General features: G+C 72.8%; 23 protein-coding genes. 13 read left to right on the top strand and 10 right to left on the bottom strand.

What is annotated here, in order from left to right:
• The first annotated feature begins 284 nt into the window (after nucleotides 1-284).
• The 3 genes from MB828_RS02515 to MB828_RS02505 all read left to right on the top strand — a co-directional run bounded on the left by MB828_RS02515 (nucleotide 285) and on the right by MB828_RS02505 (nucleotide 2,827).
• A complete protein-coding gene (locus MB828_RS02515; RefSeq protein ID WP_301646751.1) occupies nucleotides 285-662 on the top strand; it encodes a nuclear transport factor 2 family protein in 378 nt (125 codons plus the stop codon).
• A 480-nt stretch (nucleotides 663-1,142) separates the two neighbouring features.
• On the top strand, nucleotides 1,143-1,811 hold the full coding sequence (locus tag MB828_RS02510; protein ID WP_301646750.1) for a HEAT repeat domain-containing protein: 669 nt from the start codon (nucleotides 1,143-1,145) through the stop codon (nucleotides 1,809-1,811).
• Nucleotides 1,812-1,819: 8 nt separating this feature from the next.
• A complete protein-coding gene (locus MB828_RS02505) occupies nucleotides 1,820-2,827 on the top strand; it encodes a MerR family transcriptional regulator (protein WP_301646769.1) in 1,008 nt (335 codons plus the stop codon).
• Nucleotides 2,828-2,921: 94 nt separating this feature from the next.
• On the opposite strand, the gene MB828_RS02500 is transcribed toward MB828_RS02505, so the two are convergent.
• The 3 genes from MB828_RS02500 to MB828_RS02490 form a co-directional block, all read right to left on the bottom strand.
• Nucleotides 2,922-3,296 carry a hypothetical protein gene (locus tag MB828_RS02500; protein WP_301646749.1) on the bottom strand — a complete coding sequence of 125 codons (375 nt, stop codon included), beginning with the start codon at nucleotides 3,294-3,296 and terminating at the stop codon, nucleotides 2,922-2,924.
• Between the two features lie 155 nt (nucleotides 3,297-3,451).
• On the bottom strand, nucleotides 3,452-4,594 hold the full coding sequence (locus tag MB828_RS02495) for a PP2C family protein-serine/threonine phosphatase (protein ID WP_301646768.1): 1,143 nt from the start codon (nucleotides 4,592-4,594) through the stop codon (nucleotides 3,452-3,454).
• A gap of 262 nt (nucleotides 4,595-4,856) precedes the next feature.
• Entirely contained in the window at nucleotides 4,857-5,360 is a 504-nt protein-coding gene (locus tag MB828_RS02490; RefSeq protein WP_301646748.1) for a MarR family winged helix-turn-helix transcriptional regulator, read from the bottom strand.
• A 153-nt stretch (nucleotides 5,361-5,513) separates the two neighbouring features.
• On the opposite strand from MB828_RS02490, the gene MB828_RS02485 reads away from it, so the two are divergent.
• A complete protein-coding gene (locus MB828_RS02485) occupies nucleotides 5,514-6,458 on the top strand; it encodes an NADP-dependent oxidoreductase (protein ID WP_301646747.1) in 945 nt (314 codons plus the stop codon).
• Nucleotides 6,459-6,544: 86 nt separating this feature from the next.
• Here MB828_RS02485 and MB828_RS02480 read toward each other — a convergent pair whose 3' ends face one another.
• Nucleotides 6,545-7,255 (bottom strand): N-acyl homoserine lactonase family protein, encoded by a 711-nt coding sequence (locus tag MB828_RS02480; RefSeq protein ID WP_301646746.1) that lies wholly within the window; start codon nucleotides 7,253-7,255, stop codon nucleotides 6,545-6,547.
• 281 nt (nucleotides 7,256-7,536) lie between these two features.
• Here MB828_RS02480 and MB828_RS02475 point away from each other — a divergent pair, with 281 nt between their 5' ends.
• On the top strand, nucleotides 7,537-8,169 hold the full coding sequence (locus MB828_RS02475; protein WP_301646745.1) for a hypothetical protein: 633 nt from the start codon (nucleotides 7,537-7,539) through the stop codon (nucleotides 8,167-8,169).
• A gap of 94 nt (nucleotides 8,170-8,263) precedes the next feature.
• On the opposite strand, the gene MB828_RS02470 is transcribed toward MB828_RS02475, so the two are convergent.
• The 4 genes from MB828_RS02470 to MB828_RS02455 all read right to left on the bottom strand — a co-directional run bounded on the left by MB828_RS02470 (nucleotide 8,264) and on the right by MB828_RS02455 (nucleotide 12,716).
• Entirely contained in the window at nucleotides 8,264-8,695 is a 432-nt protein-coding gene (locus MB828_RS02470) for an SsgA family sporulation/cell division regulator (protein WP_301646744.1), read from the bottom strand.
• 266 nt (nucleotides 8,696-8,961) lie between these two features.
• Nucleotides 8,962-10,560, bottom strand: a complete 1,599-nt coding sequence (locus tag MB828_RS02465) for an FAD-dependent oxidoreductase (RefSeq protein WP_301646743.1) — start codon at nucleotides 10,558-10,560, stop codon at nucleotides 8,962-8,964.
• The gene (locus tag MB828_RS02460) at nucleotides 10,557-11,351 is read right to left on the bottom strand and encodes a methyltransferase domain-containing protein (RefSeq protein WP_301646742.1); all 795 of its coding nucleotides are present in this window, start codon (nucleotides 11,349-11,351) and stop codon (nucleotides 10,557-10,559) included. The genes MB828_RS02465 and MB828_RS02460 overlap by 4 nt, the downstream gene beginning before the upstream one ends.
• A gap of 126 nt (nucleotides 11,352-11,477) precedes the next feature.
• Nucleotides 11,478-12,716, bottom strand: coding sequence for a lycopene cyclase family protein (locus tag MB828_RS02455; RefSeq protein ID WP_301646767.1), 1,239 nt, complete (start codon nucleotides 12,714-12,716; stop codon nucleotides 11,478-11,480).
• 366 nt (nucleotides 12,717-13,082) lie between these two features.
• Here MB828_RS02455 and MB828_RS02450 point away from each other — a divergent pair, with 366 nt between their 5' ends.
• From MB828_RS02450 to MB828_RS02430, 5 genes are read left to right on the top strand one after another with little or no spacing between them, the layout of a single operon-like run.
• Nucleotides 13,083-14,390, top strand: a complete 1,308-nt coding sequence (locus tag MB828_RS02450) for a polyprenyl synthetase family protein (RefSeq protein WP_301646741.1) — start codon at nucleotides 13,083-13,085, stop codon at nucleotides 14,388-14,390.
• Nucleotides 14,387-15,928 carry a phytoene desaturase family protein gene (gene crtI / locus MB828_RS02445; RefSeq protein WP_301646740.1) on the top strand — a complete coding sequence of 514 codons (1,542 nt, stop codon included), beginning with the start codon at nucleotides 14,387-14,389 and terminating at the stop codon, nucleotides 15,926-15,928. Before MB828_RS02450 ends, crtI begins: the two co-directional genes overlap by 4 nt.
• Complete coding sequence (locus MB828_RS02440) at nucleotides 15,925-17,043, top strand: phytoene/squalene synthase family protein (protein ID WP_301646739.1); 1,119 nt, start codon at nucleotides 15,925-15,927, stop codon at nucleotides 17,041-17,043. The genes crtI and MB828_RS02440 overlap by 4 nt, the downstream gene beginning before the upstream one ends.
• Nucleotides 17,040-18,050 (top strand): DUF5914 domain-containing protein, encoded by a 1,011-nt coding sequence (locus MB828_RS02435; RefSeq protein ID WP_301646738.1) that lies wholly within the window; start codon nucleotides 17,040-17,042, stop codon nucleotides 18,048-18,050. Before MB828_RS02440 ends, MB828_RS02435 begins: the two co-directional genes overlap by 4 nt.
• A 56-nt stretch (nucleotides 18,051-18,106) precedes the next feature.
• A complete protein-coding gene (locus tag MB828_RS02430; protein WP_133029033.1) occupies nucleotides 18,107-18,640 on the top strand; it encodes a DinB family protein in 534 nt (177 codons plus the stop codon).
• A 46-nt stretch (nucleotides 18,641-18,686) separates the two neighbouring features.
• On the opposite strand, the gene MB828_RS02425 is transcribed toward MB828_RS02430, so the two are convergent.
• Nucleotides 18,687-19,619, bottom strand: a complete 933-nt coding sequence (locus tag MB828_RS02425) for an alpha/beta fold hydrolase (protein ID WP_301646737.1) — start codon at nucleotides 19,617-19,619, stop codon at nucleotides 18,687-18,689.
• A 175-nt stretch (nucleotides 19,620-19,794) separates the two neighbouring features.
• Between MB828_RS02425 and MB828_RS02420 the strand changes: the two genes are divergently transcribed.
• The 3 genes from MB828_RS02420 to MB828_RS02410 all read left to right on the top strand — a co-directional run bounded on the left by MB828_RS02420 (nucleotide 19,795) and on the right by MB828_RS02410 (nucleotide 21,773).
• Nucleotides 19,795-20,385 (top strand): TetR/AcrR family transcriptional regulator, encoded by a 591-nt coding sequence (locus MB828_RS02420; RefSeq protein WP_301646736.1) that lies wholly within the window; start codon nucleotides 19,795-19,797, stop codon nucleotides 20,383-20,385.
• A gap of 183 nt (nucleotides 20,386-20,568) precedes the next feature.
• Complete coding sequence (locus tag MB828_RS02415) at nucleotides 20,569-21,465, top strand: NAD-dependent protein deacetylase (RefSeq protein WP_301646735.1); 897 nt, start codon at nucleotides 20,569-20,571, stop codon at nucleotides 21,463-21,465.
• A gap of 50 nt (nucleotides 21,466-21,515) precedes the next feature.
• Nucleotides 21,516-21,773 carry a hypothetical protein gene (locus MB828_RS02410; RefSeq protein WP_133029037.1) on the top strand — a complete coding sequence of 86 codons (258 nt, stop codon included), beginning with the start codon at nucleotides 21,516-21,518 and terminating at the stop codon, nucleotides 21,771-21,773.
• A 95-nt stretch (nucleotides 21,774-21,868) separates the two neighbouring features.
• Here MB828_RS02410 and MB828_RS02405 read toward each other — a convergent pair whose 3' ends face one another.
• Nucleotides 21,869-22,981, bottom strand: coding sequence for a Gfo/Idh/MocA family protein (locus MB828_RS02405; RefSeq protein WP_301646734.1), 1,113 nt, complete (start codon nucleotides 22,979-22,981; stop codon nucleotides 21,869-21,871).
• Nucleotides 22,982-23,008: the final 27 nt, after the last annotated feature.

Genomic DNA, 23,008 nt, shown 5'->3' with positions numbered 1-23,008 from the left:
CCTGACTCATGTCGACCTGGTTTCGCCGCGCAACACTCACTCGTTTCCGACGGCCAGTTCGACACCGTCGTCTGCGCCGACGACTCGCTGGCATCTCGGCCAGGGCAGCGTGCACGTCCTGCGGTGTCAGCAGATGAGGCGCGACCGTGAGGAGGGGGCCGGCGGAGTCAACGCTGTCGCGCTGTCATCCGTGGCGGTGTCGCGGCCAGGGCCACTCACATCACCGTGGGTCGGAAGGCGGCTCGCGGGACGGGCGCACGCGCAACGGCTGGTATTACTGGGGCATGCAGGAAGAGACGGCACGCTCCGCGATCGACACGTTCATCTCCGCGTTCAACGCCTCGGACGACAACTATGTGACTTCCCTGCTCTCCCAGGCCCTGACCTCAGACGTGGTCTTCTGGGGGCCGTTGGGTCGCAGCGAAGGAATCGCGGCGGTCGAGCGGTTCGTGCTGGACATCCGGCGCCATCCGGCGGGGACCGGCACGATGGTGCGCTGCTCAGCGGTGGACATGCCTGACGAGTGGGCCCGGTACCAGTGGGTCTTCACCACACCGGATGGAGGCCCCCGCCTGGCGGGAACGGACGTCGTCCATCTGCGGCGAAGCCTCATCGACCAGGTCATCGTCTTTGCGGGGGAGATCGAGCCGATCGCCTCCTGAGTCGCCCTTCTGCCCCTTTCGGCAGTGCCCGGGTACTAGCACCGGTCCGGCCCGCCTCGTGGCAGGTCCGACGGGGCTCTGCCCAGCACGGAGGGCTCAGCGGAATGGCAGGCACACCGGTCACAGTCGGCCGGTTCCGGGGGGAGCTGTTCTTGTGGGGGTGCCGGTGGGAAAAGGCGGTCTTCCAGAATGGGCAGCCCGAACAGCAGAAGCAGCGGGACCATCGAGGCGAGCAGAGCTATCACGATCACGACGTCTCCCCGCGAAGCTGGCGATCACGACGGTCACTTGACGGCAAGCCGACACTTTCACCATGCGACCGAACGGGGGACGCCGCACCCGGGAACGACACCCGTGTAGGCCGATCGGGTGACCTGTTGCCGTGAGGACGTGCGCTCCCCGGTCTTCATGGCTGCTCCCGCCCCGTTTGACCTTGACACGGTGACAAGGTCTTCACTGCCTCCCCAGGAGGTGGTCCCGATGACCATGACGAGACAGAGCACGGATGCGCTACGAGCCCTCCAGGGACTGGAAGACAGCCGTTCGTCTGTACGATTGCGGGCTGCTCTGGCAGTCGGTACGGCGCCCGACCCGTCCTTCGTCGGCAAGCTCGTCGAGCGATGCGCGGTCGAGCCCGAGTTCTTCGTCCGCGATATGTTGACCTGGGCGCTCACCCGCCATCCGGTGTCCCTGACGCTCCCCGAGCTGCTCCGCGAAGTCCGCTCGGAGCGCGCCCAGGCACGCAGCCAGGCGCTGCACACGCTGTCCAAGATCGGGGACCGGCAGGCGTGGCCGGCGATCACGCGGGCGCTGTTGTCGGACGCGGACGCCGAGGTGGCGAGGAGCGCCTGGCGGGCCGCGGTCGTGCTCGTGCCGGAAGGCGAGGTGCCCGGGCTGGCCACGGTCCTGGCGACACAGCTCGGGCGCGGCGACCGGGAGACACAGCTGAGTCTCAGTCAGGCGCTGGTCGCCCTGGGAGAACTGATCACGCCGACTCTGCGGGGCGCGGCGACGAGCTCAGACCCACACGTGCGTGCGCACGCGCTCGCCACGCAACGGCTGCTACGGGACCCGGACACCGGATTCGAATCGGCGATCGAGGAGGCCAAACGGCTTGTGGCCCTCACCGGTGCCCCTCAGGACGGATGATGAGACCTGTGCTGATCGGTGAGGTGTCGAGACGGTCCGGGGTCAGTGCCCGCATGCTCCGGCACTACGAATCGCTCGGCCTGGTGCGGCCCTCGGGCCGTACGGGCTCCGGTTATCGGGAGTACTCCGGCGAGGACATCCGGCGGATCTTCCACATCGAGAGCTTGCGGTCGCTGGGCATGTCGTTGCGTGAGATCGGGCGGGCGCTCGACGATCCCGGTTTCATGCCTTCGGCGCTCGTCACCGACCTCATCCGTCAGGCGCGCGACCGCATCGCGGCCGAGACCGAGCTGCTCACGTGCCTACGCCGGATCGATGCCGCGGAGCCCGCGGGCTGGGAGGACGTCCTCCAGATCGTCGCGCTTCTCCAGGGACTCGGGGCGAAGAGCGCCGGGGTGCGCCAGCGCACGGCCCTGTCCGCCGCCGACGAGGTTCCGGTGCCTGTGGAGGCCCTGGTCGAGGCGGCGCTCAGCGAGACGGAGCCCAACGTCGCCGGTGCCCTGCGCTGGGCGCTGGCTCGATCCGGCGACGAGGGCGGTCCCGCACTGCTCGCGAAAGGCCTCGGCTCACCGGTGGCCGCGGTGCGGGAACGCGCGGTTCGGTCTCTCGCCGAGATGCCCGGTGACGAGGCGACGGCGTGGCTGCGCGACGCCCTCGCCGACCCCGACGTGACGATCCGCGGACATGCGGCTCTGGCGCTCGGGACGCGTGGCGTGTTCGACGCGGTACCGACGCTCATCGACATGATCGTGGAGGGCAGGAACGACACGGATGCGGCCGACGCACTGAGCATGCTGGCGATCGACGCGGCGACGGTGGAGCGGATCGCGGCCGGGCTGGTGGACCGTATCGGCCACGGAGCAACTGAGGCGCCTGCGCGCGGACGGCTGACCCAGGCGCTGGCGGACATCCCCGGGAGCACGGCGTCACGTGCTCTGGTGGCGCTGTCGCATGACGAGGACCGTGCCGTCGCCCTGACTGCCGCGTACCTTCTTCAGCTCCGCGACCTACGGTGACGGTTCCCCTCGGTCGCCGAGGAGCCCCGAAATGGCGTGGCCCGCGGCGGACTTGCCGGGCGGGCCACGTGCCGGGCGTGGGTGGGAAGAGGAGTCACTGCACTGTCACGGTGACGGTGGAGGAGCGGGTCTGCCCGGAAGCGACACGGAACTGCTGGCTGCCCTTCATGTGCACTCGGGTGGCGAGGACGTACGTGTCGCCCTTTTTCACCTTGGAGTTGACGTGGACCGGAATCCACTTGCCGTTTTTGTCCATTTGCAGCCTGACCGACGCTCCGGGCCGGATCCCCGAGGTGTGTCCGGTGAACCGGACGGTCTGGCCTGCCATCACGGTCGTGGGGCTTGCCTTGACCGTGATCGAGGCCTGGTGTGAAGGCGGCGTTGTTGCCGCCACAGCCCCGCCGGCGCCCGCGGTCAGCAGCGCGGCGGCTATTCCTGATGCGGCGAATGCGCGTGCGCGCACGTACATGGCGGCCCTCCTTGGAGGAGAAGGACGCCCCGCAGAGAGATGAGACGTTACGGGGTGCTTCGTGCGAAAACCACGTTAGTCCTCGGATGAGGGCCGCCGGTTCGCCGTATGCCGCTTGGCCGGCGGCAACGTAAAAGGTCGGTATGAAAAACGGATCACCTCGCGGCATGAATCACCCTGCATAGCAATATCGTCCACAATGCGGACAAAACTATTGCCTGCCGGTTACCTGGCGGTGCCGGTTCCGGAGCGGGGCCGCGGCGGACGCCGATGAGCGCGACGTCATCGCCGAGACGCCCGCCGGTGTGGGCGATCAGGTCGCGTGTGACGTGCCGGAGCAGCGCGTCGGGTTCGCTGCCGGCCCACTGTGCGGCCCGGTCCGCGAGTGGATAGAAGGTGCCGTCGCGGTCGCGGGCTTCGATGACGCCGTCCGTGTAGAGGAGCAGCGTGTCCTCAGCGGCGAAGGACATCGTGTCGAGGGGGTGGTCCTCGGCATCGGTCAGGGCGATCCCGAGGGGTGGCGCGGGACGCAGGTGCGGGACGGTCACATTGCCGTCCGCGGCGAGCAGGAGGGGTGCCAGGTGGCCGCAACTGGTCAGTCGAACCGCCGGTTCGTCATCGGGAACCTCCAGCAGCAGGACCGTGACGAAGCGCTCCCCGGCCTCGTGCTCCGGCTCGAAGTCGACGAGGTAGCGGGCGACGCTCCGGTCCAGCGCGGCGGCCAATTCGGGCAGACCGGCATGCTGATGGGCTGCTTCCCGGAACGCACCGAGCACGACGGCGGCCTCGCCGATGGCGGGCAGACCCTTGCCGCGCACATCGCCGATCAGCAAACGGACCGCGTTTCCGGTGCGCGCGGCGGCATAGAGGTCCCCGCCGATCTGGGCCTCGTCCTCGGCGGCCAGATAGACGGAGGCGAGGCGCAGACCACCCAGCCGGTTCGGCAGCGGCCACAACAGCACACGCTGGGCAGCCCCGGCGACCGAGCGCACCTGCGCCAACTGGCGGCCACGACGGTCCCGTACCGCACACATGACCACGATCAGGCCGGTGAGCACCGTCAGCGCGACGAGCTGGACGATCACACCCCTTGACGCCAGAAGGCCGGACCGCCAGCCGATGAACATCTGGGCCGCCACTGCCAGGACTCCCACGCCACCCGTCGCCCAGGGGCCCTCGAACCAGGCGGCGAGAGCGGGCGCGATCACCAGTAGAGGGCCGAGAACGATGTCGGCAGGCGTCACGGTGTCCGCGACCGTGATCAGGACGACGAGCACGACCGGAATCAGCAACCCCATGTGACGCGGCTGCTGTATCCGCCCGGGGCCGGAAGAACGTAGCTGCCAGGAACCCACAACTTCCACAGTGGACCGTCAGGCGGCGATCAGCGAGCGAACGCGAGCGCGCCGACGCACACCCGGGCCCACACCCGGGCCCGCCGTTCCTGCGAGCAGTAGTGCTACGGAGCCTCGACAGTGTGGAAGGAAGGCAACGTGCGGGCACACCGGAACGGCGGTCTGAGTCGGTTCCGGTCTCGGGGCTTTGACGTCTGACGAGCCCTTATGCTCCGCCCTTTCGGCGGCGAGGTGCGGCCGAGCGAGGCGGCGTCGAGCGCATGTGGTCGCGCACCGGTGCCAGCAAGCCGGCGAGCGCCTGGACGTCGTCAGGCGAAAGCGGCTCGAACAACAGGCCGCTGACCACCTCGACATGCCCCGGCAGCACCTTGGCGAGCAGCTTCCGTCCGGCATCGGTGATGGTGACGGTGATGCTCCGCTCGTCGGCCGGCGAGGGAGCCCGGACGACCAGGCCCTCCTTTTCCAGCAGGCCCACCTGGTAGGTCAGGCCGCTGCGGCTGTAGACGACGCCGTCGGCCAGGTCGGTCATGCGATGGCTGCCGGTCGGCGAGTCACCGAGCCGGGCCAGCAGCTGGAACTGCACATAGCTGAGATCACCGGTCTCGCGCAGCTGCTGCTCGACCGCATGCCGCAGCAGGCTGGTCACCTCGATGAGGTCGAAGTAGGCGCCGAGCTGCACGGGGTCGAGCGACGGCGATGGATCAGGCATGCCCGGAGTCTACTGCTTCGAATTCGAAGAGTGCGGCCGCCTCACCGCGCCCACCCGAAGCCAGGACTTGCTTCGAATTCGAAGCAGGACTACAGTCCATGCATGTGCTTCGAATTCGAAGCACCTACGACACCGATGAAGGCGAGACCCGACATGAAGGCAGTGCGCTTCCACGAGTACGGCGACCCCGACGTCCTGCGCTACGAGGACGTGGCGCAGCCCGCACCCGGAGCCGGCCAGGTCCGCATCCGCGTCGCCGCGACCTCGTTCAACCCCGTCGACGGCAACATCCGCGGCGGTTTCATGCGCGGCCCCATCCCGGTGACCCTGCCGCACACCCCCGGCATCGACGTCGCCGGCACCGTCGACGCACTCGGCGAGGGCGTCGACGGCCTCACCGTCGGCGACGACGTCATCGGCTTCCTTCCGATGAACGGCACCGGAGCCGCCGCCGAGTACGTCCTCGCACCGGCCGAGGTCCTGACCCCGGCACCCAGGAGCGTTCCCCTGGCCGACGCCGCCGCGCTGCCGCTGGTGGGCCTGACCGCCTATCAGGCACTGTTCGACCACGCCAAACTGACGGCAGGCCAGCGCGTGCTGGTCAACGGCGCGGGCGGCGCGGTCGGCGGCTACGCCGTGCAACTGGCCAAGAACGCCGGCGCCCACGTCATCGCCACCGCCGGCCCCCGCAGCACTGCCGCGGTCGTCTCCGCCGGCGCCGACGACGTCATCGACCACACCACCACCAGCGTCACCACGGCGGTGACCGAACCGGTCGACGCCGTCCTCAACCTCGCACCCGTCGACCCGGCCGAGCTGGACGCGCTGGTCGCCCTCGTCCGCCCGGGCGGGGTCCTGGTCAACACGACCGTGTGGATGCCCGCACCCTCCGACCAGGAACGAGACGTACGGGGCATCGACCTGTTCGTCCGCAGCGACGCCGAACAGCTCGCGCAGCTCGTGACGTCGATCGAGGCGGGCGAACTGGGCATCGCCGTCGCCGAGCGGGTACCGCTGGCCGAACTGCCCGCTCTGCACGCCCGCGCCGCCCAGGGCGCCGTGCACGGCAAGGTCATCGTCCTCCCGGTCACCGGCTGACGCAGCACCACCCCCAAGGTGCAGGGGCGCTCATCCCGCCGCCTGTTCGGGCGGCACCGGCGTGGCATCGTCTGCCCCTGCCCGGGCTAAAAGGTGCTCTCCGCCGGTTCCCAGACCGAGCAGTCGTGAGCGAAGAGCACGCGTCGGGGGTCGAAGTCGGCGAGCCGCTCCAGCCAGTGCCGGTAGGCGGGCAGCGGCTGCTCCGCGCCGTGAAGCGCCGCCCGGCGGGCCAGTTGGTCGGACGCGAAGCCGGAGGCGAAGTCGTGGGCCTGGCCGGCGAGGACCACTGTGCCGTCGGCCCGCCGGAGGACCAGCGACTGATGTCCCTCTGTGTGCCCCGGTGTCGGAACGATCCAGACACCCGGCCAGATCTCGGCCTCGCCGTCGAGTTCCTCGTAGGACGCGCCGGGGAAATCGATCAGTTCGTCGAAGGTGTGGCCGCCGCGGCGGGCAGCGGCCAGCTCGACGTCCTGGACCAGGACGGGTCTGCCGCCCAGCAGAGGGTTCCCGCCGCAGTGGTCGAAGTGGAGGTGACAGTTCGCCACCAGGGAGACGTCGTCCAGGGCGACCCCGGCCGTGGACAGGGCATCGGCCAGGTCCCGGCGGTGCGGCCGGTAGTGGGCCTCGGTGCCGGGGTCCGCGCCGCCGATGCCGGTGTCGAAGAGAATCAGGCCCCGCTCGTGTTCCACAAGGTAGGCGAGAACCGGTTCGACCCGCGGCCGCGGCCCGCCGGTCTCCGACGCCGGCCGGATGAAATACCCCAGATCGAGGCGACGCACCGCCATGTTCCTTCCCATCCGTCCAGCCTGGCAGGAGACGGCGTCGCGGTCAGCCAGTCACCTGACAGCGGAAACACCATCGCCGTAGCCGCCGGGGGTGAGCACGGTCTCCAACGCTCGTGACCTGTCCAGCACTCGATCCGCGCCCGTGACGACACGGCCCTCGAACGTCAGCTCACAGCCACACAACAGAGAACAACACGGCTGCCGTCCGTACTATCGCTACAACCGACATGTGCGTCGTAACGGCTGCCACTCCCCCGGCGGCAGGCACAGCACCCGGAAAGAGTGTGAGCCCTATGTCCGAAATCACCGCTCAGACCAGCGAGTTGACCTCGCAGTACAGTGCCCAGGTCGCCGGCGACCTGGAAAACAACCGCAAGGAACAGCAACGCATCACCGCGGAGATCGAAGCCTTGCAGGAACAACTGGCCGCCGTACGGCACGATCACACCGTCCTGGTGAACCTCCAGGAGGCCCTCGGCGTGCCGGGCGCCCCGTCCGAGCCGGCTGCGGCCGAGCCTGTCACGTCCGTGCCCGCGCCCCGCAAGAAGACCGCGTCGACCAAGGCGGCCAGGGCGGCCAAGCAGACGACGAGCGACAAGCCCGCCGCGGTGAAGAAGAAGCAGACCGGCAGGAAGGCCGCTGCCGCGAAGCCGGAACCGCGGCCGGCCGGGACCAAGTTGGTGGATCTGGTACGCGAACACCTCGCCGCCCAGATCGAACCCCGCTCCGCCGCCGAGATCACCACCGCCCTGGCACAGCAGCACCCCGAACGCGCGGCGAAGACCACCGTCGTACGCAACGCCCTCGAAGGACTCGTGGCCAAGAACCAGGCCCAGCGCACCAAGCAGGGCACCTCCGTCTTCTACACCGCCGCCGAGACGGCCGCTCCCGCAGCCGGAGAGCAGACTCCACAGCAGCCGGCCTGACGGCCGGCGCCTCCCCCGCCGCCTTCGATGGTGGTACGGGTGCCCACTGTCCCTCGCTGACCGGGCCCGGGGCCCGCCCCCTCGCCCGCACCGGTCACCCGCGGCGCAGCAGCTCCGCCAGGACGGCTTCCCAGTCCAGGTACGAGCCTTCCGTGCCCGCGGGCACCGCCCGGAACGTCTCGGTCAGCCATTCCTCGAACGGGCCGGCCGGTACGTACAGCACGGCCGCCTCGCCCATCCCGCGCAGCAGGACGCGCATCGTGGTGGGCCCGTGGCAGGGGCACGGCGGCCAGACCCGTACGCAGCCCTCGCCCACCGGATCGCCCAGGCCCGTCCGGAGCAGGTCGCGGGAGAACAGCCAGGGCGCGGCGGCCTCAGGGCCACCGGGCCAGTCCAGGCGTACGGCGAACGGGTCGGCCGAGTCGTAGCTGAACCGGACCTGGAGCCGGAGGGCTTCCCCGTCGCTGACGACCAGGTCGATGGTCAGGTCCGTGTGCAGACGCTTGGTCCGGTCGGTGGAGTGCATGGCGCTTCCCGGATGGGCTGGGTTCGTGGGCTCCGCCCTGCGCGAAGCCCCGCATTCCCCACTTCGGGGCGGGGGCGGCCGATGGATGCGCCCGGCCGGCCCGGATCGCGGCGCGGAACCCTGCCACCGGGCTTCCGGTTACCGGGCTCCCGGTTACCAGGGTCCCTGCCACCGGGGTCCCTGCCACACACCCGCGGCCGGGCGGCTGAGCCGCGGGCCGGGCCGGCGGGGCGTTCCGGCAGCGGCAGGGCGGCGTCCGGGGGAAGTCACGGCTCCCGTGGCTCCCGGACGCCGCCGTCCGCCAGGGCCGCCGCTCGGCGCAGGACCCCGAGGCGGCCCCGGCCGGGGACGGTCCACAGGTCGTGGCCGCGCAGGCCCCAGCGGCCCAGCAGTTCGTTGGCGGCGAGGAAGCCGCTGGTGGCGGCGCGTTCCATCAGGGCCACCGGCAGACCGGTGCGGACCGTGTCGCCCGCGACGACCAGGCCGGGCGTCGGGGTGGTGACCGTGGGCCGGTCCGCGTGGCCGCCCACCGCGAACAGGGGGCAGTCGGCCCGCCACTCGTGACGGGCGTCGACCACGCGCGCCCGGGCCGTCTCCGGGTAGAGCCGGTGCAACTGGCCGAGCAGTTCCTTCTCCGTGGTCTCCCGGCCGGTGTCCTCCGGCACGGCGTAGGCGTGCAGTTCGACGACCGAGCCGCCTGTACGGGCCGCCCACCGGGCCGCCTCGCCCTCCCAGGCGCTGAGCACGCTGACGTTGTCCAGGGCCCCGTGGCCGCTGGTGCCGAGGAAACCCGGCCGGTCCGCGCGCACGGGCCGGTCCAGCCATAGGCGGGACACCAGGAACGGCGGGGCGGTGCGCAGCCGCGCCACGCGCTCGCGCCACTCGGCGTCCCCGAGGTCACCGCACCGGCCCACCAGGGCGCGCAGCCCCGCCGGGTCCAGGGCGAGCACGACCCCGTCGTACGGTTCCTCGCCGCTCGCGGTGGTCACGCCGTAGCCGCCGGACGGCAGGAGGCTGACGCCCTCCACCGCCGTGTTCGTGCGCACGCGGGCGCCGAGCCGTTCCAGGCGGGCGGCGAGCGGGTCCCACAGCGCCTGCGGGAACGGTTCGCGGGGCACGTCGAACAGCAGGCCCTCGGCCGAGCCGAGGAAGTAGATGTGGAACATCAGCGCCATCTCCGCCGCCGACAGCGTCCGGGGATCGGCGAAGAAGCTGCGGGAGAACACCTCGAAGGCCAGGTGCCGGGCCGCCGGCGGGAAGCGGATGTCCTCCAGGAAGTCGTACGCGCTGACGTGGTCGAGTCGCTCGTACACCTCCGGCACCCGCACGTCGAGCAGCGGCAGCGCCGCACGCGGGCGCATCCGGACCAGGTCGCGCACGGAGAACGACTCGCTCAGCGCCACGAACCCGAGCGCGCTCAGCGGAGGTGTCCGCGGCACGTTGCGGAAGCTGTCCTGGCGGCCGCTGCCGTGCCGCAGCGGGTAGTCGGGCAGCCTGGTGAGGCGGGCCAGGACCGGATCGGTGCGGCGCAGCAGGGCCCGCAGGTTGTAGTACTGCCGGAAGAACGCGTGGAAGCCCCGGCTCATCGTCACCGTCGTGCCGTCGGCCAGCCGCGTGGACCAACCGGCCAGCCTGCCGCCGAGCTGCGCGTCGCGCTCCAGGATGGTGACCCGCACGCCGCGCTCCGCCAGCGCGGTGGCCGCCGTGAGCCCGGCGATGCCACCGCCCACGACCGCCACGCGCGGCGCGGCGGACTCCGGCGCGCGGGCCGCGCCGGGCGGTCCGGGCAACAGCCGGGCCAGCCGGTCCCGACCGGGACGGGGGTCGCGGCCGGGGGGCGTGGAGGGACGGCGCGGTTCGGTCATCGTCCCGACTCCTCGTCGGCGCGCCCGGTTGTCGTCCCGGCTCCCCCGTCGGCGGTGGTCGTCCCGGCTCCCCCGTCGGCGGTGAACGGGCGGCGGGCGACGACCGTGTGGGTGATGCCGGTCTGCCAGCCGGGCAGCGGCAGCACCCGCACCCGTTCGAAGCCCGCCCGCTCCACCCGCCGCGCGAGCTGTCCGACTGTGTCGAAGGCGACGACACTGTGCCGCAGATGCCGGTAGAGCGCGCCGTCGCCGAGCAGCGTGGCCACCGGCAGGACGAACCCGCCGCACACCGTGTTCCACACGGCCCGGTGCGCCGCCCGCCCGCTCAGCGCGTACTCGTGCACCGCCAGCCGCCCGCCCGGCGCCAGCAGCCGGTGGGCCTGGGCGAGCACCGCGTCCGGGTCGGCGGTGTTGCGCAGCAGGTACGCGGCGAACACCGCGTCGAACGGACCGTGCACCCCCGCCGCGGCCAGCCGCTCCACCGGCGACCGCACGAAGCGCACCGGCGTCGGCCAGGGCCGCAGGGCCGCCCGTCGCAGCATGCCTGCCGAGGCGTCGACGGCGGTGATGTCGGCGCCGGGCAGGACGGCGGCCAGGGCCGCCGTCGAGGCACCGGTGCCGCAGCCGAGGTCGAGCACCCTCGGGGCCGGGCCGCCGCCGGACAGTCCGAGACGCCGCGCGGAGCGGCGCAGGTGGGCGTGGTAACCGGGATTCGCCGCCACGAGCGCGTCGTAACTCCGGGCGGCGTGGTCGAAAGCGGTCGCCAGCTCGGCGTCGCGCAGCACGGACATGCCATCTCCGTAAGAGGTCGTCAGGGGAAAGGCGGTCGAGGGAAAGGCGGGGCAGGAGGTAGGGGCGGGAGGTAGGGGCGGGAGGACAAGGCAGGGGAACGGGTGGTGTCGGAGGCCCGGGGGGGGTCAGGCCGTGGAGGGCGGCGGGGCGGCGGGAGGGGTGCGGCGCGGGGCGAACGGCAGGGCCAGCGCCGAGACGAGCATCGCGGGGACGGGCACGTGCAGCCCGATGGACAGGTCCTCCACCAGCCCGGTGCGCCCGTCCAGGAAACGCAGCAGGCGCGGCGCGGGCACGTGGGTGAACAGTCGTGTGAAGAAGGCCGGCCCGTCCACCCGGCCGTGGTCCAGGGCGTGCAGCAGCACCGCGTCCATGTACCGGGAGCGGGCCGAGTGGACGCGCGGCGGGACGGGGCGGCGCCTCGCGTGCAGGGCTGCGGCCACCGCGCGTGTCTGCCGCTGCACGGCGCTGAAGGTGTATCCGGTCGCCGGACGGGTGGCCCCGGCCGCGGCCCCGATCCGGAACACCGACGCGGCGGTCCGCCGCGGGAAGTCCGCGTCCGTCATCGGGATGACCCCCTGTTCGCACTCCAGCACCTCGTGGTCGCCGGCGCCCAGGACACCGTGCAGGTAGTGGCGCAGCGCGCGGTCGTAGGCGTCCCGGCCTAGCGGGCCGCGGGAGAACTCGGTGTACTCCACCAGCGCCTCGCGCGGACCCTTCGGCAGCACGTAACCGAAGGACAGACCGTGCGCGGGCTGCGGGGTGCGGAAGTCCATCAGCTCCACGGCACCGGGATCGAACACCGGGTGGCGGGTGCGTACGAACCAGCCGCGGAAGTGCTGGAGCAGCGTCGTGCGCGCCGGGGGCAGCCGCTCGGGGGGCCGTGAGTCGAACACCCAGCGGGCGCGCACCGTCACCCGGCTCCCGTCGGCCCGGCGGGCGTGCACCACCGCCCCGCCCGCCGCGGACTCCACCCGCTCGGCGACGGCCTCCACGGTCGTCACCCAGGGACTGCCCGCGAGCACCTGCTCGGCCAGATCCTCCAGCGCGTCAGAGCGCAGCATCTTGTAGCGCAGCGGCTCGATCCCGGCGTCCACCGTCCGCCCGTCGCGGGAACGCACCCGCAGCCGCCCCCAGGACGCCGTCAGGGCACTGTCGTACGGTCCCGCGCCCGTCTCCCAGTAGCACCAGGTGCGGCGCGCGGCGCGGAACGGCCCCGGTGGCGCCGCCAGCAGCACCGCCGTCACCCGGCGCCCGCCGGCGGGCGGGCGGGCCAGCCGAAGCGCGAGCGACAGGCCGGCGGCCCCGGCGCCCACGACGGCGACGTCCGACTCCACCTGCACCTCCACCTCCGACTTCACCTCCATCTCCGACTCCACCTCCACGGCGGCCCCACCTCCGCGGCGGCTCCCTGCACGGCGGCTCCCTCTTCCTCTTCCGGACCTTTTCCGGGGCTCCTGGCCCCTTCCGGACCAGGGGCTCGGCCAGTCTTCCCTCGCATCGGCCCCGGCGGATGCACCCGGGAGCGTGTCGTGCGGGTGGGCGCTCATCGCGTCGGCATGTCCACCGAACAGCGCATCCGTCGGAGCCGTCCACGCGGAATGTGTCACGACGGTGCGGGCGGTGGCCCGTACCGACAGACATCGGTCGCGGCCGGCACGCCGCACCGACAGCGCGACCGATCCGGCCTGCCGGCAGGCAGTCCGGATCTCCGACCAGCGAGAGGATCCGCGATGCGTTCCACCCAGGCGATCGGCCGTCTCACGGCAGATCCGCCGCGCAGGCCGCCCGCTGTGCCCGGCCCACCCGCCGTGTCCGGCCCGCCCGTTGAGCCCGACCCCCATGGCACCGGTGAACCGGCGTCCTGCGGCGATGCGCGCTCCGTGGACCAGGACGTGCCGGAAGCCGTGGGCCGGGAGCTGCGCGAACTGCTCGCGGACCGTCTGGCCGGCTGCCGCGGCCTGGACGCGGTGTTCGCGCGGGACGTCGCCGAGCGGACCGCCCGCTTCACCCGGCACGGCGGCCGCCGTATCCGGCCCCGGCTGCTGTGGTGGTCGATGCGGGCCTGCGGCGGCGGGGACCGGGCCCAGGTGCGCGTGGCGCTGCGGACGGCTGCGGCGCTGGAACTGCTCCAGACGTGTGCTCTCGTCCACGACGACCTGATGGACCAGGCGCCCACCCGCCGCGGCGCGCCGGCGCTGCACGCCGACGTCACCGCGCAGTACGCCGGCACCGCCCCGGGGCCCGCCGCGCAACGGCTCGGCGCGTCCACCGCGGTGCTCGCCGGCGACCTCGCCCTGGCCTGGGCGGACGACGCCCTGGCCGGACTGCTGCTGGAGCCCGGGCTGCCCCGCGACATCGCGCACCGGCTGCACGAGGTGTGGCGGGTGATGCGCACCGAGATGGTGGCGGGCCAGTACCTCGACGTACGCGGCCAGGCCGTGTCCTCCGGCACCCCGGCCAGGTCGATCCGGGCCGCCCGCCTCAAGAGCGCCCTGTACACGGTGGAACGGCCGCTGCAACTGGGCGCGGTGCTCGCCGGGGCCGACGTCGTCACCACCGGGACACTGCGTCGCGCGGGACGCTGCGCGGGTCTCGCCTTCCAGCTCAGGGACGACCTCGACGACCTGTTCGCCGATCCCCGGGCCACCGGCAAGCCGTCCGGCGGCGACGTGCGCGAGGGCACCCCGACCTACCCGTTGGCCGTGGCCCGGGCGCTCGCCATCGCCGCAGGCGACCGCCACGCGCTCGGTGTGCTCGACCACGCGATGGGCCGGGCCGATCTCACCGACGGCGAACTGGCCGGGGTACGGGCGGTCGTCACCGGCACCGGAGCCCGTCACCACGTGGAGGCGCGCATCGCCCGGCTCAACCGGCGCTGCCTGCGCCACCTCGGCGAAGCCGCCCTGGAACCGGACGCGGCCGGCCGGCTGCGCCATCTGCTGGCCGAGATCACCGGCGCGGCGGGCCAGGTGCCCGAGCCGGCCGCCGATCCGCGCGCCGCCGCCCTCGCCGCCGCGGGAACGGAGGCGGGCCGGTGACCCGGACCATCGCGGGACCAACCGACCACGTGGTGGTGGTCGGCGCCGGCCTGGCCGGTCTGTCCGCCGCCCTGCACCTGCTCGGCGCGGGCCGTCGCGTCACGGTCGTCGAACGCGACGCCCTGCCCGGCGGGCGCGCCGGCCGCATGGAGCTCGGCGGCTATCGGATCGACACCGGGCCCACCGTGCTCACCATGCCGGAGATCGCCGACGAGGCGTTCGCCGCCGTCGGCACCTCGCTGCGCGACCGCGTCGAGCTGATCGAGCTGCATCCCGCCTACCGGGCGCGCTTCGCCGACGGCAGCACCCTCGACGTGCACACCGACGGCGCGGCCATGGAGGCGGAGATCGAACGGTTCGCCGGGGGCGCCGAAGCGGCCGGCTACCGCAGGCTGCGCCACTGGCTGGGGCAGCTCTACCAGGCCGAGCGCGGCCGTTTCCTCGACGCCGACTTCGACTCGCCGCTGCAACTGCTCGGCCCCGGCCTGGTCCGGCTCGCCGCGCTCGGCGGCTTCGGCCGCTGGGAGGCGCGGGTCGCCCGGCACCTGCGTGACGAGCGGCTGCGCCGCGTCTTCTCCTTCCAGGCCCTGTACGCAGGAGTCCCGCCCGAGCGGGCGATGGCCGCCTACGCGGTGATCGCCTACATGGACACCGTCGCCGGGGTGTACTTCCCGCGCGGCGGCATGCACGCCCTGCCGCGGGCCATGGCCGACGCGGCGGCGGAGGCGGGGGCGGTGTTCCACCACGGGCAGCGGGTGACCCGTCTGGAACGCGCCGGTGAACGCGTCACCGCCGTGGTGACCGACGACCTGCGCATCCCCTGCGACGCGGTCGTCCTGACCCCTGATCTGCCGGTCGCCTACCGGCTGTTGGGCCGCGTCCCGCGCCGCCCGGCACGGCTCAGGCACGCCCCGTCGGCGGTCGTCCTGCACGCCGGCTGCGACCGCACCTGGCCCGAACTGGCCCACCACACACTGTCCTTCGGTGGTGCCTGGCGGCGGACCTTCCACGAACTCACGTACACCGGCGAGCTGATGAGCGACCCCTCTCTGCTGATCACCCGGCCCACCGCGACCGACCCCGGTCTCGCCCCGCCGGGCCGCCACCTGCACTACGTCCTCGCCCCGTGCCCCAACACCGAGATCGGGCCGGGCAGCGCCGACTGGGCCGGGCTCGGCGGCCGTTACCGCGACGGCCTGCTGCGCGAACTCGACCGCCGCGGCCTCGCGGGCATCGCGTCCGCCATCGAGGAGGAGTGCCTGGTGACCCCGGCCGACTGGAGCGCGCAGGGGCATGCCGCGGGTACGCCCTTCTCCGCCGCCCACACCTTCGCCCAGACCGGCCCGTTCCGCCCGCGCAACCTGGTACGCGGCACCGCCAACGCCGTACTCGCCGGCTGCGGCACCACGCCCGGGGTGGGCGTACCGCCCGTCCTGCTGTCGGGGAAGCTGGCCGCGGCCCGCGTCACCGGCGGCACCCGTGCCCGTACCGCTGCCCGCCGGGCCGCCCGGCCGACCGCCGAAGGAGTACGTCCATGACCGCCCGCGAGCTGGACGCCGCTCGCATCACCGACCCGGGTCTGCGCGCCGCCTACACCCACTGCCGTGAACTGAACGCCCGGCACGGCAGGACCTACTTCCTCGCCACCCGCCTGCTGCCACCGGAACGGCGCCCCGCCGTGCACGCCCTGTACGGCTTCGCCCGGTGGGCCGACGACATCGTCGACTCGCTCCAGGACGGCCCCGGCGCCCCCACCGGCGACGAGGCCGCACGGCGCGCTGCCGCCCTCGACCGCCTGACCGACGACCTGACCCGCGGCCTGACGGTCAGCCGGGACGGCGGCGGCCTGCCGTACGACCCTCCGGACACCCGGACCAGCGCCCTCGCGGACGGCCGGACGGGCGGCCGGACGGGCGGCCGGACGGGCGGCCTGGCGCGCGGCCTGCCGAGGGCGCGGACGGGCGCGCCGGTGGTCGCCGCTCTCGCCGACACCAGCAGCCGCTACGCCATCGACCGGCGCCACTTCACCGACTTCCTCGCCTCCATGCGCAGCGACCTGACGGTCACCGAGTACGCCGACTACGCGGCGCTGCGCCGGTACATGCACGGCTCGGCGGCGGTGATCGGCCTGCAGATGCTGCCCGTCCTCGGCACCGTGGTGCCCCGTGAGGAGGCCGCACCGTACGCGGCCGAACTGGGCGTCGCCTTTCAACTCACCAACTTCCTACGGGACGTCGGCGAGGACCTCGACCGCGGCCGCGTCTACCTCCCGCAGGACCTGCTCGCCGCGCACCGCGTCGACACCGGACTGCTGCGCCGCTGCCGGCAGGACGGCCGCACCGACCGCCGGGTCACCGAGGCCCTGCGCGCCTTCGCCGACCTCACCCGCGCCGCCTACCGGCGTGCCGCCCCCGGCGTGCCGATGCTCGACCCGGTCGCCCGGCCCTGCATCCGGACGGCGTTCGTGCTCTACGGCGGCATCCTGGACGCCGTCGCCGCCGACGGCTGGGCGGTACTGACCCGCCGGGCCGCGGTCCCCCGCAGACGCCGCGCTCTGGTCGCCGCCGACGGCCTGCTCCGGGTCGCCGCGGCCCGGCTCGCCGCCCGCCGCGAACCCGCTGCCCCGCCCACCCCCCGCGAGGAGGCCGCGTGACGTCCGACCGTCCGCCCCGGCGAGCCCGACTGCCCCTGCGACTGCGCCGAGACCCGGTCGCCTGGGAACGCCAGCGCCCGACCTGGCGGGAGGCCCGGCCCGCGCTGATCGCCGACGCCCTCAAACGGGCGCAGCAGCGGCCGAGCGGCAACTGGTACGTCGTCGGGGCGACCGGCGACCTCCCCCGGGACCGCCCGCTGGGCCGCACCGTCGCGGGCCAGGAGGTGGTGCTGTGGCGCGACGGCGAGGGCCGTCTCGTCGCCGGCCCCGGCATCTGCCCGCACCTCGGGGCGCCGCTGCGGGACAGCCCGGTGCGGTGCGGCACCCTCGTCTGCCACTGGCACGGACTCGCCCTGGACGGCGGCCCGTTCGGCGGCTGGGAACCCTGGCCCGCGTACGACGACGGGGTGCTGCTGTGGGTGCGGCTGGACGACGCCGGGGGCGAGGAGCCCACCGCCCGGCCGCCGGTGCCCGAACGGCCCGCGAGGGCCGGCGCGTTGACCGCCGTGTACACCGGGCAGGGCGTCTGCGAACCCGCCGACGTGGTCGCCAACCGCCTCGACCCCTGGCACGGGGCCTGGTTCCACCCGTACTCCTTCGTCGACCTCACCGTCGTGGACTCTCCGGGACGGGACGACGGCGAGGACGCGTTCACGGTCGACGTCTCCTTCAAGCTCGCCGGCCGGCTCGTCGTACCGGTCCGTGCGGTGTTCACCGCCCCGGGCCCGCGCACGGTCGTCATGCGGATCACCGGCGGCGAGGGGGAGGGCTCCGTCGTGGAGACCCATGCCACCCCGCTCGGCCCGGACAGCCTGGGCAGGCCGCGCACCGCGGTGGTGGAGGCGGTCATCGCCACTTCCGGGCGTCGGGGCTTCGCCGTCGCCCGCCGGAGCGCTCCCCTGCTCCGCCCCGTCATGCGCGGTGCGGCGGGCCGGCTGTGGCGCGACGACCTGGCCTACGCCGAACGACGCTGGGCGCTGCGTTCGACAGGCCGTTTCCCCGGGTGAGCGTCCGGCACGGCCCGGCAGGACCGGGCGCCGGCCTCGCCTGCGACAATGCGCCCATGACTGACGCCTCTGGTCCGCAGACCTTCGTTTCGCCGCTGAAGCCCGTCGACCTGCGCACCGTCGCGCCCGAACGCGAGGCCCTGGCCGGCTGGCTCGACTACCAGCGCGCCGAATTGCTGGCAAAACTCGACGGGTTGACCGAGGAACAGGCTGCCCAGCGTGTCGTCCCGTCCCTCACCACCCTGCACGGACTGGTGCGCCACCTCACGAAGGTCGAGCTCATCTGGTTCGTCAACGTCATCGAGCAGAGTGAGGAACCCGCGCCCTTCGGTTGGCCGCAGCGCAAGGACGGCGACTTCCTGTTGGACGACGGCGCGACGCTGCACGAGGACGTCACGCGCTACCTGGCCGCGTGCGAGCGCAGCCGCCGGATCTTCGCCGGGGTGTCCCTGGACGACGTGCGCACGCATCACCGCTTCGGGGAGCTCGACGTGCGGTGCATCATGATGCACCTGATCAGGGAGTACGCCCAGCACAACGGCCACGCGGACGTCGTCCGCGAACTCATCGACGGCAGTACGTCCAGCTGAGTGCCCACACACGTCCGGGCGCGGCCCGTCGCGCGTGCCGCCGGTGTCAGTCGGCCCGGGTGACGAAGTCGGTCAGCGCGGCGGCGACGGCATCGGGCTGTTCGTCGGGGATGAAGTGTCCTGCGTCCGGCACGACGATCCCGGTCGCGTGGTCGGCCCACGGCTTGATGGAGGCCGCCATGTCGGGGATGGAGCCGTGGCTGCTGGAGATCCCGAGAACCGGGAGCGTCAGGCGCTGTCGTGCCAGCGCTTCGTGGTTCTTCCGCGCCGACTCGGCGGCGTCCCGGTAGTAGGCCAGGGACGCACGGAGACCGCCGTCGGCGGCCACGGCCGCGGCGTACCGCTCGATTTCGGCGTCGGCGAAGGTGTCGGAGGAGAGGGCCTTCACCTTCAGGAACCAGCCGACGTAGTCCCGTTCGCGGCCGGCGAGCAGTGTCTCGGGCAGGCCCGGCACGAGGTGGAAGGCGAAGTGCCAGGTCTTCCAGGCCTGTTCGGGGTCGGTCGGAACGGCGTCAGGGAGTGTGATGCCCGGGATGCCGGCGTCGAGCAGTGCCAGGCCACGCAACTGGCCCTGGTACTTCAGGGCGAGGGAGAAGGCGACCCACGCGCCGATGTCGTGGGCGACCAGCCAGTACGTCGGGACTCCGAGCGCCTTGACCGCGGCATGGACGTGCGCCGCGACCGTGTGCGTGTCGTAGCTGGTGTCCGGGCGTTCGGAGTGGCCCTGGCCCGGCAGGTCGATCGCGACGACGTGGAACCGGTCGGCCAGCGCCGGCATCACCTTGTGCCATGCCCACCAGGTCTGCGGGAACCCGGCGAGCAGCACGACGGCTGGTCGGTCCGGCTGACCGCCCTCGACGGCGTGCAGCCGGACGCCGTCCGCGTCGACCCAGCGGTGGGTGAAACCGGCCAGGTCGGGCAGCGGCAGGCCGCGGACCGGGTTGCCGGAGACGCGGGCGGCGCTCGCGAGGTCACTCATGGTTCTCCTCCACTGGTGTCAGGTGTGCCGGTTGCTTCGGTGCGCCCGTCGTCGACGCCCGAGGAGGCCGTGATCACGCCTTCACCCTAACCCATCTTGAACTGAGTGGTTCAAGATGGGTTAGGGATGGGAGGATGGTCTTCACCGAGAGGGCAGAGCAAGAGGGAAGTGCGGCGTGGCAGGCAAGAAGCAGTTCGACATCGCCACGGCGCTCGATGCCGCGATGATCCAGTTCTGGCGGGCCGGCTACGCCAACACGTCGGTGGACGACCTGTCCCGGGCGACGGGGCTCAACCGCAGCTCCATCTACTCCTCCCTCGGCGACAAGGACACCCTCTTCCTCCGCTGCCTGGAGCGCTACACCACGCGCTACGGAGACAAGTACGACGCGGCGTTGTCCTGCGCCGCCGACCGGCCGCTGGCAGCCGCGCGGGCGTTCTTCGACGTCACGCTGGAACGCATCGCGGACCCCGGTGTGCCCGACGGATGCCTGGTGGCCCAGACCGTCATGGCGACCCCGGTGCTGAGCGCGAGCGTCGCGGCGCGAGCACGGGAGGCGATCGGCTTCCAGCACACCCGGCTGCGCACAGCCCTGAAGGCCGTCCGACTGCCCGACGAGACAGCCGAGTCCCACGCGACCCACCTTGCGGCCGTGAACCAGTCCCTCGCCGTCATGAGCAGAGCCGGAACGAGTGCGGAGCAGCTGCGCGCCATCGTCGACGTGACCCTCGACGCGCTCGCGCGAACGCTCGACGCCGGAGGCTAGGCGACAAGTGCTCTGACCCTGCCGCACGGTCGGCTTCCGGGCTCGGTCGGAGAAACCCGATGCACCTGCCGACAGCCCTGCCTGCCCGCGCCGGGCGTCGGTTCACCCGCGGCCGGCGGAGGGTCGTAGCCTTGCGGCAGCCCGTGCCCGCCCGGGTCGGCGGGGATTCCTTACCCTGGTCGCATGCGCATGCGCCCCACCCTGAGCTGGACCCCCGCCGCGGACCTGCCGCCGGGCACCACCGACCTGGAGCCGGTCGTCGACGCGCTGAACGCCGGCGGGGTGCTGGTGCTCAGCGGGGCGGGCATCTCCACGGAGTCGGGCATCCCCGACTACCGGGGCGAGGGCGGCAGCCTGAGCCGGCACACGCCGATGACCTACCAGGACTTCACCGGGAGCGCCCACGCGCGCCGCCGGTACTGGGCGCGCAGCCACCTCGGGTGGCGCACCTTCGGGCGGGCCCGTCCCAACGCGGGTCACCTGGCGGTGGCCGCCTTCGCCCGGGACGCCCGGGTCTCGGGTGTGATCACCCAGAACGTCGACGGTCTGCACCAGGCCGCGGGCAGCGACGGGGTCGTGGAACTCCACGGGAGCCTGGACCGGGTCGTCTGCCTCTCCTGTCGCAGCTTCAGCCCGCGCCGCGAGCTGGCCCGGCGCCTGGAGGCGGAGAACCCGGGCTTCGACCCGGTGGCGGCCGGCATCAACCCCGACGGTGACGCCGACCTCACCGACGCGCAGGTCGGCGACTTCCGCGTGGTGCCGTGCGCCGACTGCGGGGGTGTCCTCAAACCGGACGTGGTGTTCTTCGGCGAGGCGGTGCCGCCGCAGCGCGTCGAGCACTGCCGGCGCCTGGTCCGCGAGGCGACCTCGCTGCTGGTCCTCGGCTCGTCGCTGACGGTGATGTCCGGGCTGCGGTTCGTCCGGCAGGCGTCACAGGAGGGCAAGCCGGTGCTGATCGTCAACCGGGACCCGACCCGGGGCGACCCGCACGCCCTCACCCGGGTCGCCCTCCCGCTGGGAGCGGCCCTGACCACCGTCGCCGACCGGCTCGGCGTCCCGGTCGCCGGGCCGGCGGACTGAGCCACCGTCCGGCGGGTATCCGCAACCCTGAGTGAAGGGAGACGTGGTACATGGCAGCCGATGTGAACTCCGCCAGGATCACGGGGAAGGTCCAGGGCCGGGACATCGTCCTGTCCGCGGGCCTGTCGAAGGAGGAGATCCGGGACACGGTGTGGTGGTGGCAGGACGACGGCCACGAGTACGACGACTCCCGCACCGATGTGATCGCCACCCTCGGCGGCTACTACCAGGTCCCCCGGGACTCGCGGACCCCGGAGGCCGACGATCTGGTGGACCTGGTGCACACCGAGCTGAGCCCCGACGACTGAGGGACGCGGGCGCCGCCCCGGCCGGAAGCGCGCGCATCGGAGTGCACGCGCCGGCGTGTGCACCTCGGAGTGCGCGCCTCGGAGTGCGCGCGTCGTCATCGACGGCCTTCGATGCTGCGGTGCCGGGCGGCGCCGTGCGCGAAGTCGGGTACGCCTGACGTGCCCTCGCGGAGGTCGTCCAGGAACTGCCGGTAGGCATGAGCGACCGCGTAGGCCGGCGCGTCTGCTCGGGGGTCCAGTCGCGGGACTCGCACGTATGCGTCCGGCACCGTCAGGGGAGCGACTTCGGTGGACGTGGCTCGCCCGCCTTCGAGGGTGACCGGGCTGAGCTGGGGATGGCCGACCGGGGCGGTGAGGACGAGGTCGCCCTCGGTGCCGTTGATCTCCCAGCGGAAGTTGGTGCCCCGAGTCGTGCCCCCGCGGTAGTGGAAGGTGGCCACCGCGCCGCCCGGCAGCCGCCCCGAGGCCACCACCTGGTCCGCGGCGGTCATCGGCACCGGCTGTCCGCTCTCGGTGTCCACGGCCGACGTGCGCCGCGAGGCCAGTTCGATCCGCAGTTCCTCGGGCTCTCCCAGGACGGACGCCAGCCCGTCGAGGGTGTGGCTGAAGGGAATGGTCAGCAGCGTCGCGCCGTTGGCGGCGTCGAGCACGTAGTGATCGCCGGGGCCGACGGTACCTCCCCACGCACCACCGGAGCCGACGACCGTCGTGGACAGCACTTCCCCCACGTAGCCGTCGGCCACGAGGTCCCGTGCGTAGGCGAGGGCCGGATGCGACCGCGCCTGGAGTCCGACCGCGGTCGGCACGGCGCGGTCGCTCGCTCGCCGCGCCATGTCCTCGGCTTCCGCGAGCCCGTTGCCCAACGGCCACTCGCACAGCACGCTCTTGCCGGCGCTCAGCGCCACCTCCACCAGTTCCCGGTGGTACGGCACCTTGACCGCCACGACCACGAGGTCCACCTCGTCGCAGGCGACCAGTTCGGCCGCGGACCCGAAGGCGCGGGACACACCGTGCTGCTGTCCGGAGCGCTCCGCCGACTGTTTCGAGCTCGTACTCAGGGCCCTGAGCTCGAAACCCGGCACAGCGCGCAGGGCCGGAAGGTGCGAGCGCTCGGCCCAGCTCCCGTGCGCCCCGAGTCCGATGACCCCTACTCCGATCCGCTTCCCGGACCGGGCCAGCTCGACGATCCGTGACTCAGCTGTGTTCATGATGCGCCGCCTGTCCTGTCCAGGGTC

Source organism: Streptomyces arenae, from assembly GCF_022343545.1.
Lineage (GTDB): Bacteria > Actinomycetota > Actinomycetes > Streptomycetales > Streptomycetaceae > Streptomyces > Streptomyces humi.
This window is presented reverse-complemented; position numbering and strand designations above follow the sequence as displayed.